The 16,805-nt window shown below is 69.0% G+C and carries 13 protein-coding genes and 1 pseudogene; 3 read left to right on the forward strand and 11 right to left on the reverse strand.

Annotation, left to right across the window (positions count from 1 at the left end; genetic code table 11):
* Nucleotides 1-261: 261 nt before the first annotated feature.
* Both EV148_RS13315 and EV148_RS13320 read right to left on the reverse strand, forming a co-directional pair.
* A complete protein-coding gene (locus EV148_RS13315) occupies nt 262-1,008 on the reverse strand; it encodes a hypothetical protein (RefSeq protein WP_131999051.1) in 747 nt (248 codons plus the stop codon).
* Nucleotides 1,009-1,298: 290 nt separating this feature from the next.
* Entirely contained in the window at nt 1,299-2,210 is a 912-nt protein-coding gene (locus EV148_RS13320) for an SEL1-like repeat protein (protein ID WP_131999053.1), read from the reverse strand.
* Nucleotides 2,211-2,350: 140 nt separating this feature from the next.
* Here EV148_RS13320 and EV148_RS13325 point away from each other — a divergent pair, with 140 nt between their 5' ends.
* Nucleotides 2,351-3,703 (forward strand): NHL repeat-containing protein, encoded by a 1,353-nt coding sequence (locus EV148_RS13325; protein ID WP_158287464.1) that lies wholly within the window; start codon nt 2,351-2,353, stop codon nt 3,701-3,703.
* A gap of 260 nt (nt 3,704-3,963) precedes the next feature.
* On the opposite strand, the gene EV148_RS13330 is transcribed toward EV148_RS13325, so the two are convergent.
* From EV148_RS13330 to EV148_RS18965, 9 genes and pseudogenes are all read right to left on the reverse strand, one after another.
* Complete coding sequence (locus tag EV148_RS13330; RefSeq protein WP_131999057.1) at nt 3,964-4,188, reverse strand: hypothetical protein; 225 nt, start codon at nt 4,186-4,188, stop codon at nt 3,964-3,966.
* Nucleotides 4,189-4,423: 235 nt separating this feature from the next.
* A complete protein-coding gene (locus EV148_RS13335; protein ID WP_241988088.1) occupies nt 4,424-6,433 on the reverse strand; it encodes an alpha/beta hydrolase family protein in 2,010 nt (669 codons plus the stop codon).
* A gap of 119 nt (nt 6,434-6,552) precedes the next feature.
* Nucleotides 6,553-7,995, reverse strand: coding sequence for a mannose-1-phosphate guanylyltransferase/mannose-6-phosphate isomerase (locus EV148_RS13340; protein ID WP_131999059.1), 1,443 nt, complete (start codon nt 7,993-7,995; stop codon nt 6,553-6,555).
* Nucleotides 7,996-8,052: 57 nt separating this feature from the next.
* Nucleotides 8,053-9,003: a dTDP-4-dehydrorhamnose reductase gene (gene rfbD / locus EV148_RS13345; RefSeq protein ID WP_131999061.1), complete on the reverse strand. Its 951-nt coding sequence runs from the start codon at nt 9,001-9,003 to the stop codon at nt 8,053-8,055.
* Between the two features lie 149 nt (nt 9,004-9,152).
* Complete coding sequence (gene rfbC / locus EV148_RS13350; protein ID WP_131999063.1) at nt 9,153-9,707, reverse strand: dTDP-4-dehydrorhamnose 3,5-epimerase; 555 nt, start codon at nt 9,705-9,707, stop codon at nt 9,153-9,155.
* Nucleotides 9,704-10,591, reverse strand: coding sequence for a glucose-1-phosphate thymidylyltransferase RfbA (gene rfbA / locus EV148_RS13355; RefSeq protein ID WP_131999065.1), 888 nt, complete (start codon nt 10,589-10,591; stop codon nt 9,704-9,706). Before rfbA ends, rfbC begins: the two co-directional genes overlap by 4 nt.
* Nucleotides 10,592-10,828: 237 nt before the next feature.
* Nucleotides 10,829-11,881 (reverse strand): dTDP-glucose 4,6-dehydratase, encoded by a 1,053-nt coding sequence (rfbB, locus tag EV148_RS13360; RefSeq protein ID WP_131999067.1) that lies wholly within the window; start codon nt 11,879-11,881, stop codon nt 10,829-10,831.
* Between the two features lie 526 nt (nt 11,882-12,407).
* Complete coding sequence (locus EV148_RS18960; RefSeq protein WP_241988097.1) at nt 12,408-13,403, reverse strand: isoaspartyl peptidase/L-asparaginase family protein; 996 nt, start codon at nt 13,401-13,403, stop codon at nt 12,408-12,410.
* A gap of 177 nt (nt 13,404-13,580) precedes the next feature.
* Nucleotides 13,581-14,342 (reverse strand): annotated as a pseudogene (locus EV148_RS18965) (cyanophycinase); the annotation flags it as partial.
* A gap of 768 nt (nt 14,343-15,110) precedes the next feature.
* Here EV148_RS18965 and EV148_RS13370 point away from each other — a divergent pair.
* Nucleotides 15,111-15,698, forward strand: a complete 588-nt coding sequence (locus tag EV148_RS13370; RefSeq protein ID WP_131999071.1) for an RNA polymerase sigma factor — start codon at nt 15,111-15,113, stop codon at nt 15,696-15,698.
* Nucleotides 15,676-16,710, forward strand: a complete 1,035-nt coding sequence (locus EV148_RS13375) for a FecR family protein (protein ID WP_131999072.1) — start codon at nt 15,676-15,678, stop codon at nt 16,708-16,710. The genes EV148_RS13370 and EV148_RS13375 overlap by 23 nt, the downstream gene beginning before the upstream one ends.
* Nucleotides 16,711-16,805: the final 95 nt, after the last annotated feature.

Below are 16,805 nucleotides of genomic sequence, written 5' to 3' on the forward strand. Positions count from 1 at the left end.
AAGAGCATCGCGACTCCCGTCGCTCCCGCACAAACGCGGCGCATATCACCTGTAGGAGGAGCACCCTGTGCGCGACCGTCGCACCTCGGCACACTGCGACGCTGCGGTCGCCACAGGGTGGGCTCCTGCCGTTGCACCGCGCGTGTGACGGGAGTTCATCCATTCGCCCTGAACGCAGGCCGCAACACGGGCATGCTCACCCGGAATGTGCTGCCCGCAAGCGCATCGCGCCTTCCGGCGCTCCTGCAGGTGGCACTCCGGTTACGGCGTCGCGAGCAGGTCCACGAGGTGCACGCGCCCGGCGTCGATGAGGCTGCGCTGGCTCGTGAGCCATTTGTCGAGCGGGACGCGGTTGACGCCGGCGCCGCTGCTCGAGCTCTGAGAGACGAACGGGCCGTCGGCGTCGCTGCCGACGACGATGATGTGGTCGATGTCGAGCGGGCGATTGCGGTCCCATGAATACTCGGCGAAATCGATGCCGATGAGCACGCCGGGCACGAAGTGCTCGTCGCGCAGGTAGCGGCCGGAGATGATCGCGCCGGTCTTGCGGCCGACGTTGCAGATCTGTTCGTCGGAATAGGTGAACAACGCGGGCGCGGCGACCTGGGTGGCGTAGGCGCCGATGAGATCCTTGGCGACGAGGTAGATCCAGCCGGAGCAGTCGACGTAACCGTTGCGCGCGAGGTCCCTCCAGGTCTTCGCCTTTTCGCCGAGGCGGTAGGTGATCGCGTCGAACTCGCGGGTGCGATCGGCGACGATGCGCGCGGCGCGGCGACGGTCGACCCGCGACAACGCGGGCACGTCGTCGAACGCCTGCACGAGCCACTTGCGCCGCACCGAGCCTTGCTTGCCGGCGCTGACGCCGCTTGCAACGGTGCCACTGACCCATTCCTGATAGCTGTTGGCGGTGGCGACGTCGAACAGATCACCGCTGCGCATCTCGCCGATGACGGTGCCGTGGGGTTCGGTGCGGATATTGAGGGCGCTGGCCGTGCATTCGAGTTTCATGCGTGTTCCCCGTGATCGCGATGCGGACGCTGCTTCAGGAGCCGGTTCGCGCGCTGCTGTCCCACCGGCGTCGGCGGTGCGTCCGCAATGGCATGTGTGCGCGCCACGGTGCGCGCCGCTGCGTGTGCCGACGATCGGGAATCGTCGCGGCGTGGTGTAGGAAATCGGCGATCGCGCGCGAGGCAGGATCGGTGCTGCGGTCGCGCACGGGGTGCGCTCCTACGACGATCCGTTCCTGTCCCGTTGCAGGAGCACACTCGCTGGGCGCGCTCCTGCAGTGTTCGCTGCGATCACTCGTCGGACGATGGCGACGCGTCGACGGGCGAGGTGTCGTGGCGACCGTCGATCGGCTGGATCGGGCCGACGTGGGAGATGCCGGTCGCCGGGTGCCATTCGAACTTCGGATCGTAGGGATTGTCCGATTGCCACAGTTGTCGATACGCGACGGAGCCGTCCTCGCCACCACCACCGAGTACGCCGAAGGCGGCGGTCGCGAAGCCGTTGACGATGGATTTCCCCGGAGGGGGCGTGCTCGGCGTGCCGGGTCGCCCGATCGTGGTAGTCAGGGGCGAAACGAGTGCGGTCATGCGTCCGCCCGAATTCGCCGAGCCGATCATCAATGGCCCGACGGCGCCGACGCGCGAACCCGTCATCGACGCGCGCACCTGCGCCCAACGCGCCTTCGCACGGGCGAGCGCGACCTCGTCGCCGTAGGTCTTCTTGAGCTCGCGCCAGATCGCGTTCGCCTGTTCCCATTCATCCTTGCCGAGATCGGCGTAGATCGCTTCGCGCGCCTGCACGTAGGTCGGGTCTCCGCGTTCGGCGGCGAGCGCGGCCCAGGCCATCGCGCGCGGACGATCGACCGGGATGCCGTCGCCCTTGATGTACATCACGGCAAGGTTGTATTGCGCCGGCTTGTAACCCCACGACGCCGCCACTTCGTACATGTCGACCGCGTATTTGTATTCGCCGTTGCGGTACGCGTAGGCGCCGGTGAGGAAGAACTTCTTGCCCGGCCGCGCCGCGTCCTCGGGCGTGCCCCAGGTTTCGTTGGCCGGACGGTCGGTGTTGTCCTCGGAGTCGTAGCTCGGCGGGCGCATGCTGTAACTGCCCGCGAACTGGAGCTGGGTCGCCGCCTGCGCGGGGAGAATCGCCGCGAAGGCGATGGTGAGACCAACGAATGCCACGGCACGCATGTCCATCGAAATCCCCCGATCATCATGGCGTGGGACGACCGTAGCACCAGCGACCGACGCAATCAACGATAATATTCGTACGACGCCCTGGATGGTTTGGCCTGCCGGGTGCTAGGATGTCCGCCCTTGCGACGGAGCTCCCCCCAATGCGATCGGATCGCCATCTCCCCCTGCTCCTGTCCACTACACTGCTCGGCTTCGCCAGCGCGCATGCGGCCGACGGCGATCCGGATCCCGGCTTCGGTATCGGCGGTTACGCCGCTTCGGGCACGACCGGCTACGTCGTGGACGCGGTCGCGATTCGGCCGGACGGCCGCATCCTGACCTGCGGTGACGACGGCTTCACCGGCCCGGGCGAGGGCTTCGTCGTCATGCAATTCCGCGCCGACGGCACGCTCGACCCGACCTTCGGCGACCAAGGCGTGACCCATGTCGTCTTCGACCCGGCGGACGACACATGCACGGGCATCGCCGTGCAACCGGATGGCCGCATCGTCGTGGCAGGCTACGTGCGCTCGCCGGCGATACCCGCCGGTTCCCTCTACGCGCCCGCCGCAGCACGCCTCACGCACGATGGTGCGCCCGACCCGGATTTCGGCGATGGCGCCGGCAAGCGCATCTATGCACTGCGCCATATCGTGAATGCCATGGCCTTGCAGGGCGACGGCAAGATCCTCCTCGCCGGCATGAGCTTGGCAGCGCACCCATACGACTTCAGCGTCCTGCGCATACTTGCCGACGGCACGCCCGATCCGGAATTCGGCACGGACGCACAGGTAACCGTCTCGTTCGTCGGCACCACGTCGCAGGATCAGGCGGAGGCGATCGCCGTGGATGACCAGCAACGGATCGTCGTCGCCGGCACCGCCGACGCCGGCGGTGCCAGCGCGATCGGTGTCGTTCGCCTGCTCCCGGACGGGCAACCCGATTCGGCGTTCGGCAACGACGGCCAGGTGCGTGCCGGAAACGACGCGTTGCACTACGGCGCATTCGGCAATGCGCTGGTCCTGCAGCGCGACGGCAAGATCGTCGTGGCCGGCGGCCGCAACAGCCTCGCCTCGCCATTCGCCAACAGCACGGCCGTGCGCCTGCAGGAAGATGGATCGGTCGATACGACCTATGGCGACCAGGGTGCCACCGACATCGGCTTTTCGCCCGCCGGCGTACCGGACACCTCGTTCGAATCGGCGGCCATCCGCCAGGATGATGGCAAGGTCGTGCTCGCAGGCGTCGCGTTCGATGCGGACGATCACAAGTACGCGACCGTCGCCCGTCTCGACACGCAAGGCCAGGTCGATGCGAGCTTCGCCGATGGCGGCTCGACCATCATCCCCCTCGCGGATGCGCAACATCCGTCGCAGTGGTTCTCCGCACTGGCGCTGAGCGATGGGCGCGTCGTGGCGGCGGGCTTCGTCGATGACGAGTCCGGCACGATCGGCGGATTCTCCGGATTGCTCGTGCGCCTGCAGAGCGACCTGATCTTTTTCGACAGCCTCTGATCGCTGTGCGGAGCCGCGCGCGGACACGCGCGCAGGTTGCGGCATCGTGACCCGAACGCAAAGTGGATTGATCGCTGCCCTCGCTCTCCGGAACCGCGCTTCCGCATGTCCCGCGTTCGCGGGAATGACGGACGAGCAGGCTCGAAGCGGAGGGCGTTCCCGCCCCGGGGACCATGATGGGGACGATCCGCGGCGCGACCACGGCATGCCGTCGGCCGCGGCCGGCCTCGCATCCATGAGGCCGGCCGCGACGGGGGTGCTCAGCGTTCTTCGTCTTCGCTCGTTTCCAGCGGGCGGCGCATCGCCGATGCGGTGGCGTGGTTCGCGGTCGCGCGGTTCGGCAAGGCGCGCAGCGCGCGCAGGGTGTCCACCCACGCGCCGCATTCATGCAGATCGAACACGCCGAGCGGATGGGTCGATCGTGGTGCCTTGGCGGGGGTATGGGCCGCTTCCGGCCATTCGTCGAACTCGATCGCTGCGAGCATGTTCCGGTATCCGTGCCAGGGGAACTGATATGGGTAACGCGGAAACGGGCGGTTCCGCGACATCCTCGCGACACGGGAACGCGTGCAGGGGACGAGCGGGGTTGAAAAGCACCCCGGCGGCCGTGCGCGCCGCGCGCTGCACGCGTGCGTTAGCGCGCGATGCTGCTTGGGCACCGCGAAGAACAAGGGCGAGATGACCGGAGAACGGCGCCGGATCAGCTCCGGCCCGACGCCGTCATTCCGCGGCGACCGCTTCGCCCGCCGCCTGCGGGCCGATCGCCTTGTCGAGGAACGCGACGAGCTTCTTGAAAAGGTCCTCGGCGTGGTCCTCGTCGTAGAAGCCGTGGCCTTCGGTGCGCTGGTACAGCCATTCGTAGGGAATGTTCGCCTTGTTGAGTGCCGAACGCATCGCCTCGCCCTGCACCGGCGGCACGCGCCAGTCCTGGCCGCCGACGACGAGCATCACCCTGGCCTTGATGCGGTCCGCGTGCGCGGCGGGCGAGCGGTCCCACAGCTGCTCGCTGTCCTCGCCGAGCACGAGCTTCAGGTAGTTCTCGCCCCACGAGGACTGCGGGATGTCGCCGCGCGTGTACATGAGGCGCAGGTCGTACACGCCGACGTAGCCGATCGCGCACCGGTACAGGTCTGGTTCCTTCACCGCGCCTTCCAGTGCCGCATAGCCGCCGTAGCTGCCACCGAAGATGCACAGCCGCTTGGGATCGGCGATGCCCTGCCCGATCGCCCAGCGCGTCGCGTCGGTGACGTCGTCCTGCATCTTGCCGCCCCATTCGCGGTAGCCCGCGGTGAGGAAGGCGTTGCCGTAGTTGCCCGAACCGCGGAAGTTGACCTGCAGCACCGCGTAGCCGCGCGTCGCGAGCACCTGCACGTAGGGATCGAACTCCCACTGGTCGCGGACGCCGTACGGGCCGCCGTGCACGTATACGACCAGCGGCAGGTTCTTCGCCTGCTCCTTGCCGGGCGGACGCGTGAGGTAGCCGTGCAGCTCGAGGCCATCGCGCGCCTTCAGCGTGATCGGTTCCATCGTGCCCATCTGCTCGGGCTTGATCCAGGGCCGGTTCGCGAGCAGGAAGCTCGCCTTGCGCGCCTTCTCGTCGTAGAGGAAGAACTGGCCCGGGTTGCGGTCGCTGCTGACCGCGAACACGATCTTGCTGCCGTCGAGCGTCGCGCTGGTGATGCGCACGTCCTCGCCGGGGAACTGCTGCAGGAGGCCCGCGAGCAGCTTCGCCTCGGGCGCCTGCGCGTCGATGAGCGTCGTCGCGGTGCGGTCGGGCATCGTGCGCAGCGCGATCGCGTCCTTGTCGTCGGCGGAGGGCACGAGTTCAAGCGGGCCGCTGACCGTGCCGCTCCACAACGTCGACAGCTTGCGCGAGTCGACGTCCCAGATGCAGACGCCGCCGACGCCCTTGCTGCCGGCGCAGTCGAAGTAGACCTTGTCCTCCTTGCGGTTGAAGCCGAGCGGCCGCAGGCGCTGGTGGTCCTTGTTCTCGTCGAACACCAGTTCCCACTTCGCGTCGTCGCCGGCGCGGTACCAGACCTTGCGCGCCTGGTCGACGTCGGTGCCGAACGCGAAGCGCACGATGCCGTGGTGGTCGGTGATGAAATCCGCATCGCGCAGCGGCGAGGTCGTCACCGGCATCGTCACGCCGGTGTAGAGGTCGATCTTCTCGACCGTCGGGAACACGCCGTTGGTGCTGTTGAACGAATACGCGGCGATGAGCGCGCGCTTGGGATCGTCGCGCAGCGGGTCGACCAGCGTCGCGTAGGCGCGCCGGCTGGTCGCGTGCGCGATGTGCGTCGCGCCCTGGTTGCCGGCGCGATAGCCGAACAGCACGCCGTCGCCGGTGCCGTCGGCATTGACCGCGTAGAGTTCGCCGGTCGGCACCGGCGTCTCGAGCGCGCCGGCGCGCTCGCCGATCGTGTACATCACGCGCCCGGGAGCGACCCACCAGAACGAGGCGAGTTCGCGCGAGTCGCGCGGGCGCAGGTTGACGCCCTTCATGTCCGACAGGCGGATCAGCGACAGCACGGTCTTGTCGTCGACGACCGCGGCTGCGGCGAGGTAATCGCCGTTGGGCGAGATCTTCACCTCGCGGAACTGCTCATGGCGCGCGAGGTCCGCGTACGGGACGGGCGCCGGCGCCGCGCCATCCGCGGCATGCACCGACCCCGCGGCCGCAGCCCATGCCGCGAGCGCGGCGAACATCCCCGGATGGCGTGTCGTCATCGATCCTCTCCCTGTGTTCACTTTCCGGCCACGCCGCGCGATGCGCCCCCGTGCGGGCCGGACACTTCCGTTTCTACCACAGCCGCGCGGGGCGGCGGGTCGTACCATGGCACGCTTCGCTACTTCGCCGCCGCCTGCGCGCGGCCGTAGCGGTCCTCAAGGCGCACGATGTCGTCCTCGCCGAAGTAGTCGCCGCATTGCACCTCGATGAGGTGGATGTCGCGGTCGGTCGGGTTCTCGAGCCGATGCACGGTGTTCATCGGGATGTAGGTGGATTGGTTGCGCTGGAGCAGGAATTCCTCCTCGCCGACGCGCACCTTGGCGGTGCCCTCGACCACGGTCCAGTGCTCGCTGCGGCGATGGTGCAGCTGCAGCGACAGCACGTGGCCGGGCTTCACGGTGAGGCGCTTGACCTTGCAGTCGTCGGCGTCCTCGAGCACGGTGTAGCTGCCCCACGGGCGGTGCACGGTCTGGTGCACGTTGGCGGCCGCGTGGTTGGTCGCGCGCAGGCGCTCGACCACGAGCTTGACCTGCTGCGCGCGCTCGCGGTGCGAGACGAGCACGGCGTCGCCGGTATCGACGATGACGAGGTCCTGCACGCCGACCGCGGCGACCATGCGTGCGTCGGACTGGATGTAGCAGTTGGTGCTCTCGACGACGATCGCCTGGCCGCGCACGCGGTTGCCCTGGTCGTCGGCCTCCGCTTCGAGGTCGCTCATCGCCTTCCACGAGCCGATGTCGCTCCAGTCGAACGAGGCCGGCACGACCGCGACCTTCGGCGCGCGTTCCATGATCGCGTAGTCGATCGAGATGTCCGGCTGGGCGAGGAACGCCTCGCGGTCGAACTCGATCGGGCTTTCGTGGTTCATCGCGTGCGCATGGCAGGCCTCGGCCGCCTTCAGCACGTCGGGGCAGACTTCCGACGCGACCGCGAGCAGCGCGTCGGCGCGGAAGCAGAACATGCCCGAGTTCCACACGTAGTCGCCCGAGGCGACGTAGCTCTCCGCGGTCTGCAGGTTCGGCTTCTCGACGAACGCGGCGACGCCGCGACCGTCGCGTCCGGCGATCGCCTCGCCCATGCGGATGTAACCGAAACCCGTCTCCGGATGCGTCGGGCGGATGCCGAACGTGACGAGCCAGCCATCGGCGGCGAGCGCCGCGGCGCGCCGCGCATCGGCGACGAATGCGTCGAGGTCGCGGATCAGGTGGTCGGCCGGCAGGATCAGCAGGGTTGCGTCTGCGCCGACGCGGTCGCGCGCGTGCAGCGCGGCGAGCACGACCGCCGGCGCGGTGTTGCGGCCCGCGGGTTCGAGCAGGAACGGCAAGGTGTCGAGGTTCGCGCCTTCGTGCTGCGCGTACTCGTCGCGCGTGAGGAAGTAGTAATCGCGGCCGGTCACCGTGAGCACGGTGCCGTCGTCGGCGCAGCGCAAGGCGCGGTCGAGCGTCTTCTTGAGCAGCGACTCCCCATCGCCCATGCGCATGAACGGTTTCGGGTAGGCACTGCGCGAGACGGGCCAGAGGCGGGTGCCGGCACCGCCGGACAGGATCACGGGGACGAGCATGGTGTGCGAACTCCTGCACCGGCAGGCGGCCGGCGCTTCAAGCCCGGCCGCGACGCGTCACGCCGGGCCGGCGGCCGCGAGTTCGTCGAGGACCTGGTCCAGACCCGCGCGCCAATCCGGCAATTGTAGCCCGAATGCGGCTTCCAGCCGGGCGCCGTCGAGCACGGACCAGGCCGGCCGGCGCGCCCGGGTCGGGAAATCCGCCGTGGCGATCGGCACGACCCGTGGCGCCCGCGCAATCAGCTCCCGCGCGGCCGCCCCCTCGACGATCGCACTGGCGAAGTCGTACCAGCTGCACCGCCCGGCGGCGACCAGATTGAACACGCCGCCGAGGCCCGACGACGCAGGGCTCGACGTCGTGACGCCCGCGGTCACGTCCGCGATCCACCGCGCCGGCGTCGGCGCCCCGATCTGGTCGGCGACCACGCGCAACTCCTCGCGCTCGGCCGCGAGGCGCAGCATCGTGCGCAGGAAGTTGTGGCCGTGCGAGGCGTACACCCAGGCCGTGCGGAAAATCCGATGCGACGCACCGCTCGCCGCGAGTGCCTGCTCGCCGGCGAGCTTGCTGCGCCCGTACGTGCCGAGCGGCGCGGTCGCATCATCCTCGCGATAGGCGCGCGGCGAACCGTCCGCACCCGGGATGCCGTGGCCGTCGAACACGTAGTCGGTGGAGTAGTGCACGACGTGCGCATCGTGCGCCGCGGCCCACGCACCGATCTCGCCGACCGCGCGATGGTTGATGCGATCGGCGAGCTCCGGCTCGTCTTCGGCGCGATCGACCGCGGTGTACGCGGCCGCGTTGACGATCGTCTCCGCCCCCGCCTCGTCGAGCGCGCGCGCGAGTGAGGCCGCGTCGGCGAGATCGCCCGCGAGGCACGGCGTGCCGTCGGCGAGCGTGCCTGCGCGCGTCGCAAAGACGACGTCGCGCCCCGCCAGCGCGCGCTGCAGCTCGCGCCCGACCTGGCCATTGGCGCCGAGCAGCAGGACGCGGTCAGGGGAGATGTTCATCCGCGCATCCTAGTGCACCGCGTTGGCCCGGCGCACGCCCGAGGCTCATCGGGCATCGCGAATGAAGTCGCACCCATGAGGTGCCTGGCCTTCTGCGCGGTGCTTCGGCCCTCCGCCTCAAGAAATGGCGTCGCGGCTTCCCCCGCTTCTCACGGGTACGTCGGCAGCCTGTCGCGCGGGACGTCGGCGAGGAACGGTGCCTTCATGTCCTTGTCCGACAACGAGGGTTCGGCGATCGGCCAGTCGATCGCGAGCGCGGCGTCGTTCCAGCGGATGCCGGCGTCGCTCGCGCGGTCGTACAGCGCGGTGCACTGATAGACGAAGGTCGCGTACTCGGAGAGCACGGCGAAGCCGTGCGCGAAGCCTTCCGGCACCCAGAAATGGCGCTTGTTGTCCGCCGACAGGATCGCCGCGGCCCAGCGGCCGAACGTCGGCGAGCCGACGCGGATGTCGACCGCGACGTCGTAGACCTCCCCTTCGAGCACGCTCACGAGCTTGCCTTGCGGGTTCGGCCACTGGTAGTGCAGGCCGCGCAGCACGCCGCGCGCGGAGCGCGACACGTTCGACTGCACGAACTGCAGCGTGAAGCCCGCATCGGCGAAACGCTGCTGGTTGAAGCTCTCGTAGAAATAGCCGCGCGCATCGCCGTGCACGGCCGGCTCGATCACGACGCAGCCAGGGAGTTCGGTCTTGATGATTTTCAAGAGATTCGGCCCTGTTTGACCATCGCCTGCAGGTATTGCCCGTAGCCGTTCTTGGCCAGCGGCGCGGCGAGGCGCAGCACCTGCTCGGCATCGATCCAGCCTTGCTGGAATGCGATCTCCTCAGGGCAGCAGACCTTGAGCCCTTGCCGGTTCTCGATCGTCTCGACGTAGTTGGAGGCCTGCACGAGCGATTCGTGCGTGCCGGTGTCGAGCCACGCATAACCGCGACCGAGTTTCTCGAGCATGAGCTGTCCGGCGTCGAGATAACGGCGGTTGAGGTCGGTGATCTCGAGTTCGCCGCGCGGCGAGGGCTTCAGCGCGGCCGCATGGTCGCAGACGTCGCCGTCGTAGAAGTAGAGTCCGGTCACCGCCCAGTTCGAACGTGGCTGCGCGGGCTTTTCTTCGAGCCCGATCACGCGGCCGCTCGCGTCGAACTCGGCGACGCCGTAGCGCTCCGGATCGCGCACCCAGTAACCGAACACGGTCGCCCCCTGCCGGCGCGAAGCCGCGCGCGCGAGCTGCTCGGTGAAGCCGTGGCCGTAGAAGATGTTGTCGCCGAGCACGAGGCAGGAGGGCTCCCCCGCGACGAACTCGCGTCCGATCAGGAACGCCTGCGCGAGCCCGTCGGGCGACGCCTGCACCGCATAGCGGATCGAAATGCCCCATTGCGAACCGTCGCCGAGCAGGCGCTGGAACAAGGCCTGCTCGTGCGGCGTGTTGATCACGAGCACGTCGCGGATGCCGGCGAGCATGAGCGTCGACAGCGGGTAGTAGATCATCGGCTTGTCGTACACCGGCAGCAGCTGCTTGCTGACCGCCTGCGTCACCGGGTAGAGCCGCGTGCCCGAACCGCCCGCGAGGATGATCCCGCGCCTCGTCGTCATTGTCTTTTTACTCCGATTCTCCGAAAAGCAAGAGCAGACGATTGAAACACGAAGGACACGAAGGAAAAGCAGAATCCGTGAAAAAGCCTGAAACACGGAGCACACGGAGGAAAAGTCTCAACGTGAAAAGCTCTTCTTTGCTTTGCTTTCTCCGTTTGCTCCGTGTGCTCCGTGTTTCAATCTCTTGATCTGCTTTCGTTCGTGTCCTTCGTGTTTCAATCTTTCCGCTCTTGAACCTCAAACGCCCAATCGTTCCATCCGGTAGCTGCCGTCGAGGACGCGCCCGACCCAGTCCTGATGGTCGAGGTACCAGTCGACCGTGCGCGCGAGGCCGGATTCGAACGATTCGGTCTGGCGCCAGCCGAGGTCGCGCTTGATCTTCGAGGCGTCGATCGCGTAGCGGCGGTCGTGGCCGGGCCGGTCCTTGACGTAGGTGATCAGCGATTCGCGCCTGCGGCCGTCGGCGAGCGGGCGGCGTTCGTCGAGCAGCGCGCAGATCGTCTTCACGACGTGGATGTTCTCGCGCTCGGCGTCGCCGCCGACGTTGTAGACCTCGCCGACGCGACCGATCTCGAGCACGCGGCGGATCGCCGCGCAGTGGTCGCCGACGTAGAGCCAGTCGCGCACGTTGCGGCCATCGCCGTACACCGGCAACGGCTCGCCCGCGAGCGCCTTCTGGATCATCAGCGGGATGAGCTTCTCGGGGAACTGGAACGGGCCGTAGTTGTTCGAGCAGTTCGTCGTGAGCACAGGCAGCCCGTACGTGTGATGGAACGCGCGCACGAGGTGGTCGGACGCCGCCTTCGACGCCGAGTACGGCGAGTTGGGCTGGTACGGCGATTCCTCGCTGAAGCGGCCGACCGGGCCGAGCGAGCCGTACACCTCGTCGGTCGACACGTGCAGGAAGCGGAAGCCGTCCTGGCGCTCGAGCGGCAGCGCGCGCCAGTAGGCGAGCGCGCATTCGAGCAGGTTGAGCGTGCCGACGACATTGGTCTGCACGAACGCGGCCGGGCCGTCGATCGAGCGGTCGACGTGCGATTCGGCGGCGAAATTGACGATCGCGTCGGGCGCGTGTTCGGCGAACAGGCGCTTGACGAGCGCCGCGTCGCCGATGTCGCCGTGCACGAACGCATAGTCGTCGCGCCCCTCGACGTCGGCGAGCGTGTCGCGATTGCCCGCATAGGTGAGCGCGTCGAGGTTGACGATGCGCCAGCCGCCCCGGGCCAGGGTACCGAGCACGAAGTTGCCGCCGATGAAGCCGGCGCCGCCGGTGACGAGCAGGGTTTTCATCCGATCCAGGGGTCCGCGAGGGGAAAAAAGGGCCGCGAACGGCCCATTCCTATCGTAGCGGCAGGGGGCGGGGAACGCGAATCGGGGATGCCGGTCAGTAGAGCCCACCTGTGGGCGAATGCCGCCGGCGGCCGATGCCGGCGTCGCGCACAGGTCCGCGCCCATGGTGACCGCCCCTCGCTCGGCCCGCGCGCAGCCAGACCGCGAACCTCACCTGAACATGCGCCGCATCCCTGCGTGCGCATTCACCGCACGTGCGGGGACTGCCTCCTATCGTCCACGTCCAGCTCGCGATCCGACCAAGTCTGGGAGACCTCCAGGTTGGCCGGTACGGAAGGAGGACGTGAGCTGACCAGTTCCCCCGGGCGCGCGGTGCACATGCATGGCACCGCCCCCCACATCGGCGGTCCCGTTCCCCGTGGCCGCCGATCACTGCCCCGCAGCCGCACGTCGCGAGACGCCGGACACTGCGGGGCGTTTTTTTTGCGCGACCGCCGCTGCGTTCGGACGCGCGCGGCGCGCCGTCTCAATGCTCGTCGCCGCGCAGCGCGTCCTGTGCGTAGATCGCCACGTGCGGTTCGCCGTCGGCGCCGATCCAGCCGCGGTACATGCCTTCGGTGTTGAACGGGAATGCGAACGAACCGTCGCTGCCGAGCACGATCGCGCCGCCGTCACCCCCGGCCTTCGGGATCTCGCCGTTGATGACCTCGCGCGCGGCGCGTGCGATCGATTCGCCGGACAGGCGCACGCGCGCGCAGATCTCGTGCGCGGCCGCGTCGCGGATGTAGAACTCACCCCAGCCCGTGCCCGACACCGCGCAGCGTTCGTCGGCCCAGGTGCCCGCGCCGATGATCGGCGAATCGCCGACGCGTCCGTAGCGCTTGTTGGTCATGCCACCGGTCGAGGTGCCCGCGGCGAGATGGCCTTCGGCGTCGAGCGCGAGTGCGCCGACGGTGCCGAAGTAGTTGCGGCCGATGTCGAGCAACGCGACGCCGGCCTTCTCGTCGCGCAGTGCCTTCTGCAACTGTTCCCAGCGCTTCTCGGTGCGGAAGTACTTGGGATCGACGAGCGTGATGCCTTGCTCCTTCGCGAATGCCTCGGCACCGTCGCCGACCATCATCACGTGACGCGACTTGTCCATGACCGTGCGCGCGAGCAGGATCGGGTTCTTCACGCGGTGCACGCCGGCGACCGCGCCGGCCTTGCCGCTCGCGCCGTCCATGATGGACGAGTCGAGTTCGTTGCGGCCGTCGTGGTTGAACACCGCACCGCGACCCGCGTTGAACTGCGGCGCGTCCTCGAGCACGCGGATCGCCGCGGTCACCGCTTCGACGGCGGGCTTGCCCGCCTCGAGCTCGGCATGACCGGCGCGCAGCGCGGCTTCGAGCGCGCTGCGTGCGGCGGTTTCGTCGGCCGCCGTCATCTCCTTGCGTTCGACGCCGGCGCCGCCGTGGATCACCAGCATCGGCGAGCCCATCGAGACGAGGATGCCGTCGCGCACGGCGTAACGGCGCTCGAACATCGGCTTGTCGACGCGCCCCTCGGGCAAATGCAGCAGCGACGCGGTGCCTACGCCGATCGTGTCGATGCGCGCCTGCTGCATCGGCTTGTCCTCGGCCTGTGCAACGAAGCCGCCTTTCACGACGGTCGCGCCCGCGCCGGGCGCGGTCGCGTACACGCGCGCGGTGCCGTCACCGTCGACCGCGACCGCGGCGTCTTCATCGACGCCGAGGCCGAGCAGCGGATGACCCGCGATGGACTCCGCCTTGGCGACGAAGGCGACGAGCCGCCCGAGGCGGTTGCGTTCGCTGAAATGCGTGTCGGTGACGATGCCCTTCAGGCGCTCGAGGTGGAGGAAATCCGCCTCGATCGTGTTCTCCGGGCCGAGCGGGTCGGCGAGCGCGCGCGGGCTGATCTGGCTGCCGCCGTCCATCGCGCCGTAGAGGTATTCGCCGAGCATCGCGAGGCCCGCACTGGTGCCGCCGAGCGGCTTGCCCGCGTGCACGTGCGCGTCGAGCGCCTTTGCGACCGGGGTGCCACGCCAGTAGCGCACGTAGCGCGACTGGTCGCCGCCGCCGATGAAGATGCCGTCGGCGCGCGCGAGGCTGCGCAGGATCGCCCGATCGCTCGACGCTTCGCGATCCTTGAACACGAACGTCTCGACCGAGGCGATGCCGCCGACGTCGTTGTAGAACTCCTCGCCGATCTCGCCGGCCTGCGAGGCGCGCAGCACGACGATGTGGCCGTTGCCGGCGCGCTGCATGAACCAGCGCAGGGCATCGAAGTTGCGGTCACCGCCGCCCATGAGCAGCAGGCCGGGCTGTACGCGACCGGGCGTCTTCGCCGCGGGGTCGCCGAGCACGTAGCGATCGTAGTGCGCGCCGGCATGCGCCGTCGCCGCGAACATGCAGGCGAGCAGCAAGCCCGCGATCCATCGGTACCCGGCCGTCACGTGCACCATGCCGCCACTCCCCTTTTCAACGCGCAGCCGATCGCTGCCGTTTCATTAGACGAACCGCGAGCCAGGTTCCCCCATTTCGGAGTGGCAGCTCGGCCCACCGGGCGGATTATCACGTACGCAGCCCGGTGCGCCGATCGCTGCGGGGCTTGCATCGCAGAACGCGGCGTCATCGCGAGGTTCCGTCGCCTCCGCAGCGGGCAAAAAGATGTGCCGTCGTTCCGGCTAAAGGCGGAATCCAGCGGTTCGTTCCGGCGTCCGAAGCAGACGCTGGGTCCCGGCATTCGCCGGGACGACGAAGAGGGAGGCTCTTGGTGCTCGTGCTCTTCGTGCTCTTGCTTTGCTCCACCGGGTCCCCTCGGCGCCGGCGGGCGTCGGCCGAAAAAGCCCGAAGGGTGCGCGCGAGGGATCGCGCGCATTGCGCCGTCAGCGCAGGATGCGCTGTCGGCGCAACCGGCCGACGACCGCGGACCCGCGAGGCGCAGCCTCGCGGGCGGCGACGCGGGGTGCCCTTTCTCTTGGTGCCTTCTCTTTGGGCAAGCAAAGAGAAGACACCCGCTCGCCGCCGAGGCGAGCGGAATCGTGCGACAGCGCCGCGTTCCAGCAATGGAAGCCATGCGCATCGACAGCAAGAGCACAATGGATTCCCGCTTTCGCGGGAATGACGGCCATGTGGTGCGCCAAGGGCCGCCAACGTGCCACGGGTGCCAAGCCCCACGAGGCGTACACCATGCATGCCCTGCATCCCGTCGTCCTTGCTAGAGTGAGCCCATGCCCACCGACCTCGACGACTGGTTCGCCCGCGAGATCCTCGTGCACGAACGCGCGCTCGTGCACTACCTGCAGCGCTGCTGGCCGCAGCGCGACGAGCTGCACGACCTGCGCCAGGAGGTCTACGCGCGCGTGTACGAGGCCGCTGCGCGCAGTCGTCCGGCGTCGTCGCAGGCGTTCCTGTTCGCGACCGCGCGCCATCTGATGACCGATCGCGCGCGGCGCGGCCGCGTCGTGTCGATCGAGCCGGTGGGTGATTTCGAGCCCTCGAACGTCTATCTCGTCGACGACGTCTCGCCCGAGCGCTGGGCCGGCGCGCGCCAGGCGCTCAAGCGGCTCGCCGAAGCGCTCGACCGCCTGCCCGACCGCTGCCGCGAAGTCGTATGGCTGCGGCGCGTCGAGGAACTGCCGCAGAAGGACGTGGCCGAGCGCCTGGGCATCAGCGGCAAGACGGTGGAAAAGCACCTGGCCAAGGGAATGCGCCTGATCGCCGATCACCTGTACGGCGGCGAGCCGCGCGGCGGCGCGCTCCGGGCATGGACGGCCAGCGAAGAGGACGAGGACGATGCACGACAGCAGGCGGATTGAGCACGCAGCCGCCGAGTGGCTCGCGCGCCGCGACCGCGGCGACTGGAGCGCGCACGATGAACGCGCGCTCGAGGAATGGCTGCGTGCATCGACGCGTCATCGCGTCGAGTTCCTGCGCCTCGAGTCGGCATGGCGCGAAGCGGGGCGTTTGCAGGCGCTCGCCGCCGGGCTGCCCGGTGGCACCGTACCGCCCCGCGGTGCATGGACGCTCGGGCCCGTCGCGCCCGCGGCGTACGTGCGCGCAGCGCGTGCGCGCGCGCCGCAGCCGGGGCGCCGCTGGCGATACGCACTCGCCGCCGGCTTCGCGCTGGCCGCGACCGCTTCCGCGCTGTGGCTCGGCTGGCGGTTGGGCGGCCGATCCGAGGCGGACTATGCGAGCACGGTCGGGCAGGTGCAGGCGGTGACGCTGGCCGACGGCAGCAGCGCGGTGCTGAGCAGCGGCAGCCGCGTGCACGTGCGCATGACGCGCGGCGAGCGTGACGTCGAACTGCTCGAGGGCGAAGCGTATTTCGACGTCGCGCACGACACCGGCCGGCCGTTCGTCGTGACGGCCGGCGGGCGCCACGTGACCGCCGTCGGCACGCGCTTCTCGGTGCGCAGCGATGCGCAGGACGTGCGCGTCGTCGTCACCGAGGGCAAGGTGCGCCTCGACGCGCCACCGGGCGCCGATGGCCGCGCCACGCCGGTGTCGCTGCTGCCCGCGGGCAGCGTCGCGACCGCGGGGCGCAACGGCGTGTTCGTGCGCTCGCTGCCGGTCGCCGAAGCGGAACGCTACCTCGAATGGCGTAGCGGTTTCCTCACCTTCGACGACGCCACGCTGGCGAGTGCGGCGGCCGAGTTCAATCGCTTCAACACGCGCAAGCTCGAACTCGCCGACGCCACGGTCGGCGAGCTGCGCATCGGCGGCAACTTCCGCTGGGCGAACCTCGACAGCTTCGTGAGGCTGGTCGAAATGGGCTTCCCCGTGCGCGCCGAGCGGCTGCCGGACCGGATCGTGCTGCACGCGCGCTGATCACGGGGTCGGCTCCGCGCGTGCCGCCGATGGGGGAATCGGTTCGCTCGTTCGTCCTGCTGTCGAAGAAGGCGCCGTCCCGAGCGCCCAGGGGA

The sequence above is a fragment of the Dokdonella fugitiva genome (genome assembly GCF_004342425.1).
Classification (GTDB): domain Bacteria; phylum Pseudomonadota; class Gammaproteobacteria; order Xanthomonadales; family Rhodanobacteraceae; genus Dokdonella_A; species Dokdonella_A fugitiva.